This is a genomic window from Agrobacterium sp. 22-223-1 (assembly GCF_053522385.1).
Map to the genome: position 1 here is coordinate 486,564 of NZ_JBNWCN010000001.1, position 14,964 is coordinate 501,527.

At 58.9% G+C, this 14,964-nt stretch carries 15 protein-coding genes; all 15 read left to right on the forward strand.

The features are described from left to right. The first annotated feature begins 294 nt into the window (after window positions 1-294). The 15 genes from ACQZ60_RS02450 (at window position 295) to fliR (ending at window position 14,962) form a co-directional block, all read left to right on the forward strand. On the forward strand, window positions 295-951 hold the full coding sequence (locus tag ACQZ60_RS02450; protein WP_035263927.1) for a hypothetical protein: 657 nt from the start codon (window positions 295-297) through the stop codon (window positions 949-951). Continuing rightward, window positions 948-2,255 carry a MotB family protein gene (locus tag ACQZ60_RS02455; protein WP_035263925.1) on the forward strand — a complete coding sequence of 436 codons (1,308 nt, stop codon included), beginning with the start codon at window positions 948-950 and terminating at the stop codon, window positions 2,253-2,255. Before ACQZ60_RS02450 ends, ACQZ60_RS02455 begins: the two co-directional genes overlap by 4 nt. Next, window positions 2,252-3,529, forward strand: coding sequence for a chemotaxis protein MotC (gene motC / locus ACQZ60_RS02460; protein ID WP_020811497.1), 1,278 nt, complete (start codon window positions 2,252-2,254; stop codon window positions 3,527-3,529). Before ACQZ60_RS02455 ends, motC begins: the two co-directional genes overlap by 4 nt. Beyond that, window positions 3,526-4,887 (forward strand): flagellar hook-length control protein FliK, encoded by a 1,362-nt coding sequence (gene fliK, locus ACQZ60_RS02465; protein ID WP_020811496.1) that lies wholly within the window; start codon window positions 3,526-3,528, stop codon window positions 4,885-4,887. The genes motC and fliK overlap by 4 nt, the downstream gene beginning before the upstream one ends. Beyond that, a complete protein-coding gene (locus tag ACQZ60_RS02470) occupies window positions 4,835-5,401 on the forward strand; it encodes a lytic transglycosylase domain-containing protein (protein ID WP_031234122.1) in 567 nt (188 codons plus the stop codon). Before fliK ends, ACQZ60_RS02470 begins: the two co-directional genes overlap by 53 nt. 282 nt (window positions 5,402-5,683) lie before the next feature. Beyond that, a complete protein-coding gene (locus tag ACQZ60_RS02475; RefSeq protein ID WP_004432529.1) occupies window positions 5,684-6,355 on the forward strand; it encodes a response regulator transcription factor in 672 nt (223 codons plus the stop codon). A 105-nt stretch (window positions 6,356-6,460) separates the two neighbouring features. Next, a complete protein-coding gene (locus tag ACQZ60_RS02480) occupies window positions 6,461-7,756 on the forward strand; it encodes a flagellar hook protein FlgE (protein ID WP_035263923.1) in 1,296 nt (431 codons plus the stop codon). 22 nt (window positions 7,757-7,778) lie between these two features. Continuing rightward, a complete protein-coding gene (gene flgK / locus ACQZ60_RS02485; RefSeq protein WP_035263921.1) occupies window positions 7,779-9,257 on the forward strand; it encodes a flagellar hook-associated protein FlgK in 1,479 nt (492 codons plus the stop codon). A gap of 3 nt (window positions 9,258-9,260) precedes the next feature. After that, complete coding sequence (locus ACQZ60_RS02490; RefSeq protein ID WP_004432535.1) at window positions 9,261-10,364, forward strand: flagellar hook-associated family protein; 1,104 nt, start codon at window positions 9,261-9,263, stop codon at window positions 10,362-10,364. Between the two features lie 34 nt (window positions 10,365-10,398). Next, window positions 10,399-10,743: a flagellar biosynthesis regulator FlaF gene (flaF, locus tag ACQZ60_RS02495; protein ID WP_004432537.1), complete on the forward strand. Its 345-nt coding sequence runs from the start codon at window positions 10,399-10,401 to the stop codon at window positions 10,741-10,743. Then, a complete protein-coding gene (gene flbT, locus ACQZ60_RS02500; RefSeq protein ID WP_004432543.1) occupies window positions 10,740-11,189 on the forward strand; it encodes a flagellar biosynthesis repressor FlbT in 450 nt (149 codons plus the stop codon). The genes flaF and flbT overlap by 4 nt, the downstream gene beginning before the upstream one ends. Then, window positions 11,180-11,650 carry a flagellar hook assembly protein FlgD gene (gene flgD / locus ACQZ60_RS02505; RefSeq protein WP_020812913.1) on the forward strand — a complete coding sequence of 157 codons (471 nt, stop codon included), beginning with the start codon at window positions 11,180-11,182 and terminating at the stop codon, window positions 11,648-11,650. Before flbT ends, flgD begins: the two co-directional genes overlap by 10 nt. 48 nt (window positions 11,651-11,698) lie before the next feature. Beyond that, window positions 11,699-11,965, forward strand: coding sequence for a flagellar biosynthesis protein FliQ (fliQ, locus tag ACQZ60_RS02510; protein ID WP_003503352.1), 267 nt, complete (start codon window positions 11,699-11,701; stop codon window positions 11,963-11,965). A 157-nt stretch (window positions 11,966-12,122) separates the two neighbouring features. Continuing rightward, window positions 12,123-14,210, forward strand: a complete 2,088-nt coding sequence (gene flhA / locus ACQZ60_RS02515; RefSeq protein WP_004432552.1) for a flagellar biosynthesis protein FlhA — start codon at window positions 12,123-12,125, stop codon at window positions 14,208-14,210. After that, window positions 14,207-14,962 carry a flagellar biosynthetic protein FliR gene (gene fliR / locus ACQZ60_RS02520; RefSeq protein ID WP_004432553.1) on the forward strand — a complete coding sequence of 252 codons (756 nt, stop codon included), beginning with the start codon at window positions 14,207-14,209 and terminating at the stop codon, window positions 14,960-14,962. The genes flhA and fliR overlap by 4 nt, the downstream gene beginning before the upstream one ends. The last annotated feature ends 2 nt before the right edge of the window (window positions 14,963-14,964 follow it).

The window sequence follows — 14,964 nt, forward strand, 5'->3', positions numbered from 1 at the left end:
CGCGCGGGGATGAATGGGCGCAGGCTTCCTGATCGAGCCCGCCTTCATCCTCGCACAAGTTTGAACACCTAACGTCGGGTCAATATGGGGCGGATCGCATGGCGTGATCCGGCCGGGAAACGTGGAAGAGACGGGCAGGGTAGCAAGGATGACGGTGGTGCCGCCAAACGGCTTAGAGCATTTCCAGGAAAAGTGGACCCCGGTTTTCCGTCCGGAAATGCGGCGAGGCTTTTGCGATTCGCGCGGGCAACGAAACATGTCTGGCCCCTTTCTCCTGTTTTGCCGGGGGCAGGCATGAGCGCGTCCATTGCACGGTTTCTCAAGGACTTCGGTGAAGCGCAACCGCAACCGGCGGCGCAGGCCTTCGGCGACCCGTTGGCCGATACAGATTTCCTGTCCGGTTTTGCCGATGGCGCTTCCGGTTTCGACGAATTTGCTCCCGTCGATGTGGAGAGCGAGAAACAGGCGGCCTATGACCGCGGCCGCGAAGATGCTACCCGCGAGATCACCGAGAAGATGCAGGCGGAGCGGGAAGAGCTGATCGCTGCCCATGCGGCCGAGCTGGAGACCCTGCGTTCGGGGCACCTCGAAGAAATCGCGGCTTCCCTGTCCCATGGTCTGCGCGAGGGTATCGACGCGATTGCGGCCAATCTCAGCGAACAGACCGCCAATATCCTTGCTCCGCTCCTGACGGAAAAGCTGTCGCTCAAGGCGGTCTCGGCGCTGGCGGATGTGGTGCGTAGCGCCATGCCGGATGGCGAAGGGGTCACGCTTGTCGTGAAAGGCCCGAAAGATTTGTTCGAGCGGCTGAAGACGCAGCCGGGCTTTGAAGAAGAAACGATGAAATTTACCGAGACCACCGATATCGATCTTTCCGTCGAGTTGGGTGAAAGCGTGTTCGTGACGCGCATGTCCGCCTGGGCGTCCAGTCTTCGCAAGGTGATGAAATGAGTGAAGGCGAAAATCACCACCACGGTAAAAACGAGATCATCATCGTCAAGCGCCACAAGGGCGGTCATGACGGCGCCCATGGCGGTGCGTGGAAAATCGCCTATGCCGACTTCATGACGGCGATGATGGCGTTCTTCCTCGTCATGTGGCTGGTCAATGCCGCCAATGAGGAAACCAAGGCCTCGGTCGCCAGCTATTTCAACCCGATCAAGCTGTCCGATGAGAAACCCTCGTCCAAGGGGCTGGAAAAGCCGGTGGACAAGGAAGAGGGCGTCCAGAAGAAGGACCAGTCCAACATCCAGGCGGAAAAGGTCACCAAAGGCTCGGCCGCGGCGACAGGCGAAGACCTGACCTCGCAGACCGGTGAACAGTCGAACTTCTCCGAAGCGGACTTTTTCGAAAATCCCTATTCCGTGCTGGCGGAAATCGCCCAGCAGGTGGGCCAGCAGGCCAATGTCAGCGCCAAGGGCGAGGGCGGCGCCGCCGATTCCGGCCCGGCGACGGGCGCAAGCGGCGGTGAAGCCTATCGCGATCCGTTCGATCCCGATTTCTGGACCCAGCAGGTGAAAATCACCCGCGCCGATCAGCCGCAGAAACCGGTTGAACAGCAGCAAGTCGCCGAGAGCAAGCAGGAGGATGCGGCCGAAAACGCTCAGGCGGTCGCGCTCAAGTCGTCCGAGACACCGGCCGACAAGGCGGAAGACGGCAAACCGATGGAAGTCGCCGCCGTTGTGCCGCAGCAGCGTCCGGATGCCGCTGAGCAGGCAGCGCTCGCACAGCCAAAGCCGGACGAGCCGCGCCAGGCGAGCGATGCGCAGCAAAAGGCCAGCGACGCCGATTGGGAAAAGGCCGACACGCTGCGCGAGGAGATCGAGAAGCAGATATCGGGCATTACCGGCAAGCTTTCCGAAGGTCTGGTGGTGACGCCGGCCGAAGGCGGATTGCTGCTCACCATTTCCGACCAGACGGAAACGCCGATGTTCAACATCGGATCGGCCGTTCCCCGGCGTGAAATGGTTCTGGCCATGGAAAAAATCGGCAAACTGCTTCAGGAGCGCGGTGGTAGCGTGGTGATACGCGGCCATACCGACGGACGGCAGTTCAAGGGCGAGGCCAATGACAACTGGCGGCTTTCCATGGATCGCGCTCACAGCGCCTATTACATGCTGGTGCGCGGCGGCCTGTCGGAAGAGCGGGTAAAGCAGGTCTCGGGTTTTGCGGACCGCAGATTGCAGGTGCCGGCGGACCCTCTGGCGGACGCCAACCGCCGCATCGAAATTCTGCTTGAGGCCGATCGGGGGTGAGTGTGACGAAGACCTCGAAACGCTGGCTTCTTCTTGTGGCGACGCTTTGCGGTCTCGGCTCCGAGCCGGGCAGGGCATTTTCGCAGTCGCAAGACAATCTCATGCCCTATGCCATGCTGCGCTCCCTGCAATTCGTGCAGGATTCGGTCGCCATGGGCGACCATTCCGCCTCGGAAATGCAGCGATTTCTACTCCAGACCATCGACGAGAGGCTGAAGAGCGCGCCTTCGGCGATCTTCAAGGATCCGCGCAATGTCGATGCGGCGCTTATCTATGCGATGAGCGGCGGCAATCCGGCCACGCTGGAATTGCTGGTCGCGCGCGATGTGGATGGCAATTTCGACAGCCGCGTTGCCGATATCCTGCGCAAATACCTCTCCGGCAAGGGAACGCTGGTCGCGCAGAGCATTGCGGCCATGGTGCCGGAATATCGCGGCAAGCGGATTGGCGCATATCTTGCGCTGATCGGCGGCAATGTGACGATCCCGCGCGATCCGCTGGCGGCGCTTGGTTTTTACGATATCGCCCGGCTCGAAGCGCCGGGCACCATCGTCGAGGAGGCGGCATTGCGCCGTTCGCTCGCCATCGCGGTCGAGGATGGCGATGCGGCACGCGGCGTCGATTATGCGCAGCGTTATGCGCGGCGGTTCCTGCATTCGCCCTATGCCAGCCAGTTTGCGGACCTTCTGGTCTCGCTGGTGGTCAAGCGCGCCGATTCCATCGGGGAGGAGGCGATACAGGAAACCTTCGCCATGATGGATACCGAGAGGCAGAAGGAAGCCTATCTGCGGCTTTCCCGCCTCGCGGCGATCAGCGGCAAGGATTCGCTGGCGCGCATGGCGGCTTTGAAGGCGAAGGCGCTGTCTCCTGCGCTGCCGGGTGAGCCGGAAGTACAGGCAAATCTCTATGAAAGCCTTTCCAACATCGGCACGCCCGATGTGGTGAGCGCGATCGAAACAATAGGGCAGATTCCCGAAGCGCAGCTTTCGGATCGGGACAGGGCCTTGCGGGAGGCGGCAAGGGCGATTGCCGAGCAGGTGGTTCGTCCTCCTTCCCCGCAGTCCGGTGTCGAGGCCGACACTGCGGCCACGAAGGACACCGGGCGGAATGCGCCCGAACACGAAGCGAACGCTGCCGATGCAAGGAGCATATGGCGGGTCGAAACCCAGAAGGCTGACGATGAGGGCGACAACGTGCGGCAACTCGTGACGAGCGGTCGCAGCAAGCTCGATGAAATCGACAGCCTGTTGAAGAAAGGCGAGGGGGCACCATGATCGACGCAACCATCAACGCGATAGTGAATGCGCCGCCATCCGATCCGCGCGCCGGCAGCGCCAATGCCAGGGACGACGCCAAGGGCGGCAGTTTCGGCGATGCCCTTTCCACGGTTCGGGACGAGCGCCCGCCGCAGGCGCTGCATTCGCGGCATCAGCAGGACGAGAACCCGGCTGAAGAACAGCAGGCGCAGCCCGATGGCGAGGCGGAAAAGATGGATGTCCCGGTCAAGCGGCCCGCAACATTTCTCAATGTGATCGTCAACGAGCATGCCGGCGAAGGTCGTGCCCAGGAGACGGTGGCCGAGTTTCAGAGCGCCGTGAAAACGGCCCGCACCACGCCGGAAAACGGCAAGACCGGCAAAAAGCTCAAGGACGACGCCGACAAGGACGCCGAGGTGACGGACGATACGATCGATCCGAAGCTGGCGGAACTGCAGCTGGTGACGGCCAATGCCGCCGATATGGCGACGGCCAAGACACCGCTTGAGGAAATTGCACAGGCGATTGCCGGCAAGGCCGACCCGGTGAAATCAGACCGTCCTGAACCTGTCCGGGGCAAGGTCGAGCATTCGGATAAGGACATGCCGACAGGGATCGCACCAGCCGGTAATGAGGCGGGCTCGGCTTCGGAAAACGAGGGGGATGCCTCGGCATTCCGTTTTTCGTCTCCGCGCTCAGGCGCGGCGCGGGCTCTGGATATGAGCACCGTTCAGCGTGAAGGCCGTGTCGAGTTCGATGCACGCGAAAGCACCGGCAAGGCGGCCGACACCATAACGGTTCTCGATTCGCGGCGGTTCATCGGCCTGGCGCCCTCGACCAACGCTTCGGCCCTGACCGGCCTGATCGTCAACGATCCGGAATGGGTGAGCGCCATGCAGCCCGGTTCGTCGCTCTCCAATGCGGCGGCCCAGAGCAGCACCGGCAAGGTCGTCCATACGCTGAAGCTGCACATGACGCCGATTGAGCTTGGATCGGTGACAATGTCGCTGCGTCTTGCCGGTGACGAGCTTGCCGTTCACATGACGGTGGAGAGTGTTGCGGCCTATAAAAAGCTCCAGGAAGACAGCAAGAGCATCCTCGATGGTCTCAAGGCGCAGGGTCTGACGGTCGATAACATCACCATCAGCATCGCTTCTTCCGACAAGAGTGACCAAACGGGCACACAAGGCAACAATCAGCAAAATCAGCAGGCGCAGCAGCAGGGTCAGCAGGCCGCCGCCGGGCGCAACCGTGACGAGTCCGGAGCACGGGGCGGCCGGCAAGGCAATGGCGATAATTTGGGGGTGCATAATGAAGGCATGGATGGCGTTTCTGGCTCTGCCCGCTCTTCTGCTGACAATGGCGTCTACCTCTGAGAATGCGTCCGCTTCGGCAACGTCAGGTGTCTGTGAAAGAGAGATCCAGTCGGCGGCACGCAAATATGGCGTGCCGGAGGGAATTCTCTATTCGGTGGGGCTGACCGAAACGGGCCGCAAGGGGCGTCTCGACCCCAACGCCATGAATATCGAGGGAAAACCGGTATTTGCCTCCTCCACGGAGGAGGCTTTGACCACTTTTGACGCGGCGAAGCGCAACGGCGCCAAGCTGATCGACCTCGGATGCATGCAGATAAATCATTATTTCCATGGCGAAAACTTCGCATCCGCGCGGGAAATGTTCGATCCGCGCCGCAATGTGGAATATGCCGCCATGTTTCTGCGCAACCTTCACAACAGGCATGAAACTTGGACCATGGCGGTCGCCCGCTATCATGCCGGCCCCAACAATGACCCGGCGCAGAAGAAATATGTCTGCCGTGTCATCGCCAATCTGGTGGCGACGGGCTACGGGAAATGGACCGCCAACGCGAAAAATTTCTGCGACGGTTGACAACCTGAAATTGCTTTCAGGCGCCGCAGGACTCGTATTTTGAAATGTGGCGATAGATTGATCGAAAAAAGGCATTTCAAGCGGTTTTTTCGGAATTTTGAAATTTCTACACAAAAATTTTGTGCCATATATGGTTAATACCCACTATATATAGATCAAATCGGCACAAAATGGTTAATCAATTATTAATATCTATCGATGATTTCCTACAGTTGTCCCTGAATCGCCCGATTCGTACCAATGCCACATTGGAAAACACCACACTGATTCGGAGGCGGACGAATGATCGTAGTGGTTGATGAGCGCGAGCTCGTTAAAGACGGCTATACATCTCTATTTGGGCGTGAGGGCATTCCCTCGACCGGGTTCGATCCGGTCGAATTCGGTGAGTGGGTCTCGACGGCGGCGGAAAGCGATCTTGCGGCTGTGGAAGCCTTCCTGATCGGCCAGGGCGACCGGAGCTTTTCTTTGCCGAAGGCGATCAGGGATCGCACGACGGCCCCGGTGATCGCGGTCAGCGACCAGCCCTCGCTGGAATCGACGCTGGCGCTTTTTGACAGCGGCGTCGACGACGTCGTGCGCAAGCCGGTACACCCCCGTGAAATCCTTGCACGTGCGGCGGCGATCCGTCGCCGATTGCAGGTTATCTCGAACTTCACCGATGCTGGACCGATCCGGGTTTTCTCCGATGGCCGCGACCCGGAAGTGGGTGGTGAAGTGTTCCCCCTGCCGCGCCGTGAGCGCCGCATCCTCGAATATTTGATCGCCAATCGCGGACGCCGCGTTTCCAAGGCGCAGATTTTCAATGCCATCTACGGCATCTTCGATGACGACGTCGAAGAAAACGTCGTTGAAAGCCACATCAGCAAGCTGCGCAAGAAGCTGCGCAAGAAGCTTGGCTACGATCCGGTCGATTCCAAACGTTTCCTCGGCTACAGCATTGATTGGCAATGATTTTCATTGACCCGCGTGGTCTTTTTCAAACGCGGTATTTCCGACAGCTTCACGCAAGCCAAACGCTTTACCTTCTCCCTGAAAGATGACCACGAGGGTTTTTGAATGAGTATTTTCGGCACTATGCGAACCGGTGTGTCCGGCATGAATGCACAGGCGAACAAGCTGGGGACCGTGGGCGACAACATCGCCAACGCAAGCACCACCGGCTACAAGCGCGCATCGACGTCGTTCTCCTCGCTCGTTCTGCCCTCCTCGTCGGGCAGCTATGCGTCCGGCGGCGTACAGTCCAACGTTCGCTACAGCATTTCGGAGCAGGGCAACCTCTCCTACACCACCTCGAGCACCGACCTTGCCATTCAGGGCAACGGCTTCTTCGTGGTTCAGGACGGCGCAGGCACGCCCTACCTCACCCGCGCCGGCTCCTTCCAGAAGAATTCGGAAGGTTATCTGGAGAATGCGGCAGGCTTCATGCTGATGGGTTACCCTTACGGCGCCAACCCGCCGGCTGCGGTCGTCAACGGCTTTACCGGCCTCGAGGCCATCAATATCAATGACTTCGGTCTGACGGCGTCTCCCTCCACGCAGGGCAGCTTCCCGGCCAACCTCAACCGTGATGAGGCAATCGTTGCTGCGGGATCGCGCCCGAGTGACAACCTCGCAACGTCGACGGTTGGCAGCAAGACGTCGCTCACGGCGTTCGACAGCGGCGGTGCCAAGGTTCTTTACGACTTCTATTACACGCGCATTGACAACGATGCGTCCGGCAATCCGCAGTGGGAAGTGTCGGTTTATCGTCAGGATCAGTCGACGGATGGCGGCTTCCCCTATACGGCAACCGCGCCGGCTACGCTCGTCAAGGAAACGGTCACCCTGACCTTCGATCCCGCCACCAACAAGCTCACCAGCGGATCGGATAGCTCGATCACGATTAACGACAGCAACAGCGGCGTGGCGCAGGCGATCGAGATCGACCTGTCGCAGATGACGCAGTTCTCCTCGAAGTTCACGCCTGGCACCGCTGTTCTGAACGGTAACGGCCCAAGCCAGATCAAGGATGTCGAAATCGGCAAGGATGGCCTGGTGACGGCGGTCTATCAGGATGGCGGTCGCCGCAATATTTACCAGCTGGCGTTGGCCACGGTGCCGAGCGTCGACAATCTCAGCCCGCAGAACGGTAACGTCTATCTGCCGAGCAACGAGTCGGGTGTCGTCACCATCGGCTTCGCGCAGACCGGCAGCTTCGGTTACATCCAGAAGGGTGCGCTGGAAGGCTCGAACGTCGATATCGCCAGCGAACTCACCGACATGATTGAATCCCAGCGTATCTACACAGCGAATTCGAAAGTCTTCCAGACTGGATCGGATTTGATGGACGTCCTGATCAATCTGAAGAGATAATACTTCTCACGAGGACAGATGAATGTCGCTCACGTCAGCAATGAATACTGCGCAGTCGATTTTCAATAATACAGGTAAGCAGACGGACGTTACCTCCAAGAACATTGCCAATGTCGGCAATGCTAACTACGTCAAGCGAACCGCCATTCTCGGCACGACCATGGCTGGAGCGAGTATCGTCTCCAACGGCCGTGCCCAGAATGAAAGTCTTCTCAGGCAGACGATTTCCAGCTCTTCCCTTGCTTCCGGCCAGAGCACGGTTCTGACCGGTCTTGAGGAAATGAAGAGCATTTTCGGCGGCAACGATTATGAGAGTTCGCCGGCCACCTATATGAAGGAACTGCTGAAGAGCCTGGACGCTTACGCCGCCAAGCCGAGCGATGCCGCTCTGGCCGCAACGGCCGTCACCTCGGCTACCGATGTCGCCAGTTCCCTGAACAAGGCCTCGAGTGAATTGCAGGCGATGCGTCTGCGCGCCGACAAGGAAATCGCCCTTCAGGTCGACAAGCTGAACGGGCTGCTTGCGAAGTTCGAGGAAGCCAATAACGAGGTCAAGGCGCAGACGGCGATCGGCGGCGATCCAAGCGACGCTCTCGATCAGCGCGAGACGCTTCTGAAGGATATTTCCTCCATCATCGGCATCAATGTCGTCAATCGTCCCAACAACGATGTGGCGCTTTATACGACGGATGGCGCGACGCTGTTCGAAGTCGTGCCGCGCAGCGTCACCTTCAAGACGCAGCCGGGCTTTGATGCGACGACCACGGGCAACGCAATCTATGTCGATGGCGTAGCGCTGAAGGCAGGAAGCGGCAGCAACACGACGTCTGAGGGGTCGCTTCAGGGCCTGATGCAGGTTCGTGACGATCTGGCGCCGACGATGCAGAGCCAGCTCGACGAAATCGCCCGCGGCCTCATCACCATGTTTGCGGAAAAGCCGGCCGACGCGACCAGCGGCCTGCCGGATATGCCGGGTCTCTTCACCTACGGCTCGCCGGCGGCGACGACCATTCCGGCAGACGGGATTGTCTCTCCCGGGCTCGCTGCCAGCATTACCGTCAACCCGGCGTTAATTATCTCCAAAGGTGGCAATCCGGAATTGTTGCGTGACGGCGGTATCAACGGTACCGATTACGTGATCAATACCGCAGCGTCGGGGGGAACCGGTTTCTCCGAGCTGATCCGCAGCTATGTTACTGCTTTTGACGCGCCCATGAATTTTGCCGCGTCGACACGTATCGATACGAATACCAGCATCCTGAAATACGGCACCAACTCGATGGGGTGGCTCGAACAGGAACGTTCCGGCGCGACTTCTGCGAACGAAGCGAAAAGCGCGCTTTATGAGCGCTCCGCCACGTCCTATTCGAACAATACGGCGGTCAGCCTGGACGAGGAACTGTCGCTGCTCATGGATATCGAGCAATCCTACAAGGCCGCGACCAAACTGGTGACGACCGTTGACGAAATGCTCAAGTCCCTGATGGACATGGTGAGGTAAACGATGAAAACGTCATTCATTTCATCGCTGGCGATGCAGAACAGCATGCGCAGCACCATCCTCAAGGCTCAGCTCGAGATGACCAATCTCAATACCGAGCTGACGACGGGCAAGCATGCCGATCTCGGCGTGACGCTGGGCGCCAACACCGCCCGCAGCCTCGATCTCAATCGCGATATCGACCGCATTACCTCGTTGGTCAGCGTCAATTCGATTGCAACGCAACGTCTCAAATCCTCGCAGACGGCGCTGGACGGCATGGCGCAGGCCGCACAGGAAATTCAGAAGGTTCTTGTCCCCAATACCAGCAGCGAAGCGCCGACGCTGACGACGGTGGCCAAAACCATCTCGAATGCCTTCAACAATTTCACCAGCTTCGCCAATACGGCGGTCAATGGCGAGTTTCTGTTCTCCGGCATCAATACGGATGTGAAGCCCGTCGATGACTATTTCGCTGAAGGGTCTACCCTGAAGGAAGCCTATGAGACCGAGCTGAACGCATTCATGGCGGCGCAGACGCCGGCGGTTGGTGACATCACCGGCCTGTCCAAGACCCAGGCCGAAGCCTTCATGACCCATATCGAAGGTGTCTTCAACGGCACCACGACGGTAACGAACCCGCCCCATAGCAGCCTGACGGCCGGCCAGAACTACGATTTCTGGACGACTTTCGGCTCCAAGGCGAGCGACACCAACATGACGAGCCGCATCAGCCAGAATGAGGTCGTGGAAACCTCCAGCAACAGCAATTCACAGGGCATGCGTTATTTTGCACTGACGGCGATGACGGCGATGACCTTCCTCGACGAAAAGGTGGATAGCGGCGTTCGCGAAATGGTGGCGACCAAGTCGGTGACCAATATCGGCACCGCCATCAGTGGCCTGAACCAGCAGCAAAGCCAGCTCGGCCTTTCCGAAAGCCGCGTTTCGAAGGCCAATGATTCGCTGGCAGCCCAGAAGAAGATCATCGAAACGCATCTGCTGGATATTGAGGGGATCGATACCTACGAGGCGAAGACCCGCCTCGATCTGCTGCAGCAGCAGATTGAAATCGCATACAGCCTCACGTCGCGTCTGCAAAAAATGAGTCTGGTGAACTACCTCTGATGAACAGGGGTGGCGGCAGATAAAGGATACATGAATGTACCAGTTTTCCTACGCCGAAATCATGGAGGATGGTGTCGCCAACGCGAAGGATCGCGAGCGGCAGGCGTTGACAAAATCGATCGACCTTCTGGTGGAAGCAAGGGATTCCTCTTCGCAGCGCCACACGATCGAAGCGCTTTTTTACACTCGACGGGTCTGGATCCGCTTCATTGAGGATCTCAAGCAACCCGACAACCAGCTTGCCATGGAGCTCAGGGCGAATCTGATTTCCATCGCGATCTGGATATTGAAAGAGTGCGAACTGATCCGGAAACGTCAGTCGACGAATTTCCAGGGCATAATTGACGTGACAACCATCATCAGGGATGGACTGAAATGAAAAGTACACTTCGGATTTCGCTGAAATCGGGCGAAAAGATTTTTATCAACGGCGCGGTTCTGCGTGTGGATCGCAAGGTGGCGCTCGAATTCCTGAACGATGTCACGTTCCTGCTTGAAAACCACGTTCTGCAGCCCGATCAGGCGACGACGCCGCTCAGACAGCTTTATTTCATCGCGCAGATGATCCTCATCAACCCGGAAGGGCGCGAACAGTCCACCAACATGTTCCGCAAGTCGGTCAGCATGCTGCTGAACTGCTTCCAGCATGACGAGGTTCTGGCGGAACTCAAGCGGATCGACGGGCTGGTTGCCTCGGGCAAGGCTTTCGAAGCGCTGAAGGCCATTCGCGGTCTCTACCCGATCGAGGAAAAAATCCTCAACAATCAGGAAATGACCCCCGCAACGATCGAACAGATTCGCAAGGAGATCGCACCATGGCGGTAGATGCAGTCACTTCGGCAGCGTCAAATCCCTGGGCCAATGCCGGGGCGAGCAGCTCCGACAGCAGCGCGGCGTCGCTGAACTACGACAGCTTCCTGAAGCTCCTCATCGCCCAGATGAAGAACCAGGATCCGACCAGTCCGATGGATGCCGGCGAGCAGATGTCGCAGCTCGCAAGCTTCTCGCAGGTCGAGCAGACCATCAAGACCAACACCCATCTGAAGAGCATGCTGCAGGCGGAAGCCCTGACGCGCGCCTCCGATCTGGTCGGAAAGACGGTCAAGAGCGCCGACGACACCGTCACCGGCGTGGTGAAGGAAGTCGAGGTCTATTCGGACGGCGTTGTCGCCATCACCGAAGCTGGTGACAAGGTGCTGCTGCAGGCCGGCGTGACCTTCTCCAACGGCCCGATTACGAGTACATCTGATAGCGGAACCGATTCGGATAGCGCGACCGGTTCCTGACATTGAAGAGGCGGCATGACGCCGCCTTTCCGGATTGAGGATGCGACGATGAACGAGGCCGATGCGCTTGACATCATGCAGGCGGCTGTCTGGACGGTTCTCGTCGCGGCCGGTCCCGCGGTTCTCGCCGCCATGATCGTCGGTGTCGTCATCGCCTTCATTCAGGCCCTGACCCAGGTTCAGGAAATGACACTGACCTTCGTTCCCAAGATCGTCACGATCATGCTCGTGCTCGGCGTTGCCGCCCCCTTCGTGGGCGCGCAGATATCGCTCTTTTCCAATCTCGTCTTTTCCCGCATCCAGTCCGGCTTCTGACGCCGTCCGCTGCGGATGCCACCTTCGCGCAAGCTTCAGCCGCTAGGGATAGGCGGAAAGCATCGGGACGAATTGCGTGCGCTTTTCGAAAACCGGTGCCGTGGAACCGTGCGGCGACTTTTCCGTCGCCCTTCTCATGAAGAGACAGGACGAATTTATGGCGCAACCACCAGTCATCTCCTTGCCCAAGGTCAGTCCGAGCACGCGTGACATCGGTTTCGCACTGGGCATCGTGGCGATCCTCTGCGTTCTCTTCCTGCCAATTCCGGTCATGCTGGTGGATATCGGTCTGGCCTTTTCGATTGCGCTTTCGGTCCTCATCCTCATGGTTGCGCTCTGGATTCAGCGACCGCTGGATTTCTCGTCCTTCCCGACCGTGCTGCTGATCGCGACGATGATTCGCCTGTCGCTGAACATCGCGACGACGCGCGTTATTCTCTCCCACGGCAATGAAGGGCCGACGGCGGCGGGCGGCGTGATTGCGGGCTTCTCCAGCCTCGTCATGTCCGGCGATTTCGTGATCGGTCTGATCGTCTTCCTGATCCTGATCACCGTCAACTTCATTGTCATCACCAAGGGTGCGACGCGTATCGCCGAAGTCGGCGCCCGCTTCACCCTGGACGCCATTCCCGGCAAGCAGATGTCGATCGATGCGGATTTGTCCGCCGGCATCATCGACGAAAAGGAAGCGCAGCGCCGCCGCCGCGAGCTGGAAGAGGAAAGCTCCTTCTTCGGTTCGATGGACGGTGCCTCGAAATTCGTGCGCGGCGATGCCATTGCCGGTCTCATCATTACGGCGATCAATATTTTCGGCGGCATCATCATCGGTTATTTCCGCCATGGCATGCCCATTGGCGAAGCGGCCGACGTTTTCGTCAAGCTTTCGGTCGGTGACGGTATCGTCTCGCAGATCCCGGCACTGATCGTATCGCTGGCCGCCGGCCTTCTGGTCTCGCGCGGCGGCACCGCCGGTTCGACGGACCAGGCGGTCGTCAACCAGCTCAGCGGCTATCCGCGCGCGCTGATGGTTTCGGCCATGCTGATGGGACTGCTCGCTATCATTCCGGGCCTTCCCTTCCTGCCCTTCATCTTCCTCGGCGGCATCATGGCCTTCGGCAGCTGGTATATTCCCCGCCAGGCGGAGGCCGAAAGCGCGCTGCGGCGTCAGGAAGAGGAGAACAAGGTTCTCCAGACCACCGAGGCGGAAAAGGATTCGGTCAAGCAGGTGCTGAAGACGGCCGAGATCGAACTGGCGCTCGGCAAGCAGGTTTCGACCCGCCTTCTCGGGGCGCATCAGGAACTGGCCTTCCGGGTCGGCAAGATGCGCAAGAAATTCGCGACCCAATACGGTTTCGTCGTGCCGGAGATCAAGGTTTCCGACGACATCATGATCCCGGAAAAGGCCTATCAGATCCGCGTTCACGGCACGACCATCGCATCCAGCAACCTGCGCGTCGGCGACGTTCTTGTCGTGACCGGGGCAGGGCGCAAGCCGAGCATTCCCGGCGACGAAATCCGCGAACCCGCTTTCGGCATGCCCGCCGTCTCGATTCTCGAAACCTTCACCGAGGATCTGAAGCGCGAAGGCTTCCATCCGATCGACAACGTCTCCGTGGTGCTGACGCATCTGAGCGAAGTCATCCGCAACAACCTGCCGCAGCTCCTGTCCTACAAGGACGTCAAAATCCTCATCGACAGGCTCGATCCCGAATACAAGAAGCTGGCCGACGAGATTTGCTCGTCGCACATGTCCTATTCCGGCCTGCAGGCGGTGCTGAAACTGCTGCTTGCCGAACGCGTATCGATCCGCAACCTGCATCTCATTCTCGAAGCGGTTGCCGAACTTGCGCCGCATGTGCGCAAGACGGAACAGATCGTCGAACATGTGCGGGTGCGCATGTCGCAGCAGCTCTGCGGCGATCTGGCTGACAATGGTGTGTTGCGCGTCCTGCGCCTCGGCAACAAGTGGGACATGGTCTTCCATCAGGCGCTGAAGCGCGACCAGAAGGGCGAAATCGTCGAATTCGACATCGATCCCCGCCATCTCGAGGAGTTTTCCGAACAGGCATCCAAAGTTATCCGTGAATTCATGGATCGCGGCCTGCCCTTTGTCCTTGTAACCTCGCCGGAAACGCGGTCCTATGTGCGCATGATTATCGAGCGACTCTTTGCGACCCTGCCGGTTCTTTCGCATGTGGAACTGGCCAAGGGTCTCGAGATCAAGATTCTGGGCGCCATTTCATGATAACCGACCCGCAGGGGACAATCATTGCATTGTTCCTTGCCATCTGCCGTATCGGCGCATGCTTCATGACCATGCCGGGCTTTTCAAGCTCGCGCATTTCGCCGCAGATTCGCATGCTTCTGTGCGTCGCTGTGTCCATGGCGCTTCTGCCCGTGCTGTGGGACACGATCTATCCGAAAGTTTCCGGTGCAAGCCAGGGCACGGTCGTCGGTCTCATCTTTACCGAGGTCGTTATCGGTTCGATGTATGGCCTGATCGCCCGGTTCTACACGCTCGGTTTCCAGTTCACCGGTGCGCTCATCGGCGCTTCCATCGGTCTCAGTGCGCCGGGCGGTGCCGATGTCATCGAAGACGTGCAGGAAAACCAGATATCCAACTTCATCACCTTCGGCGGCCTGCTGGTGCTGTTCATATTCGATTTCCACCACATTGTCCTCAAGGCGCTGGTGGATTCCTACACCGCCACGCCGGTCGGTGCGCTGATCAGCGGCCAGAAGATGCTGATTACGCTGACCGACACGCTCAGGGCCTCCTTTTCGATCATGCTGCGTCTTGCCAGCCCCTTCGTGATTTACGGCCTGATGTTCAACGTCGCGGTCGGCCTCATCAACAAGCTCGCGCCGCAGATTCCGGTCTTCTTTATCTCGACACCCTTCGTTCTCGCGGGTGGTCTTTTCATGCTCTATTTGTCGATTGCGGCCCTCATCCGCCAATTCGTGGATGGTTTCGGCCCGGTCTTCATCGGCTTTTGATC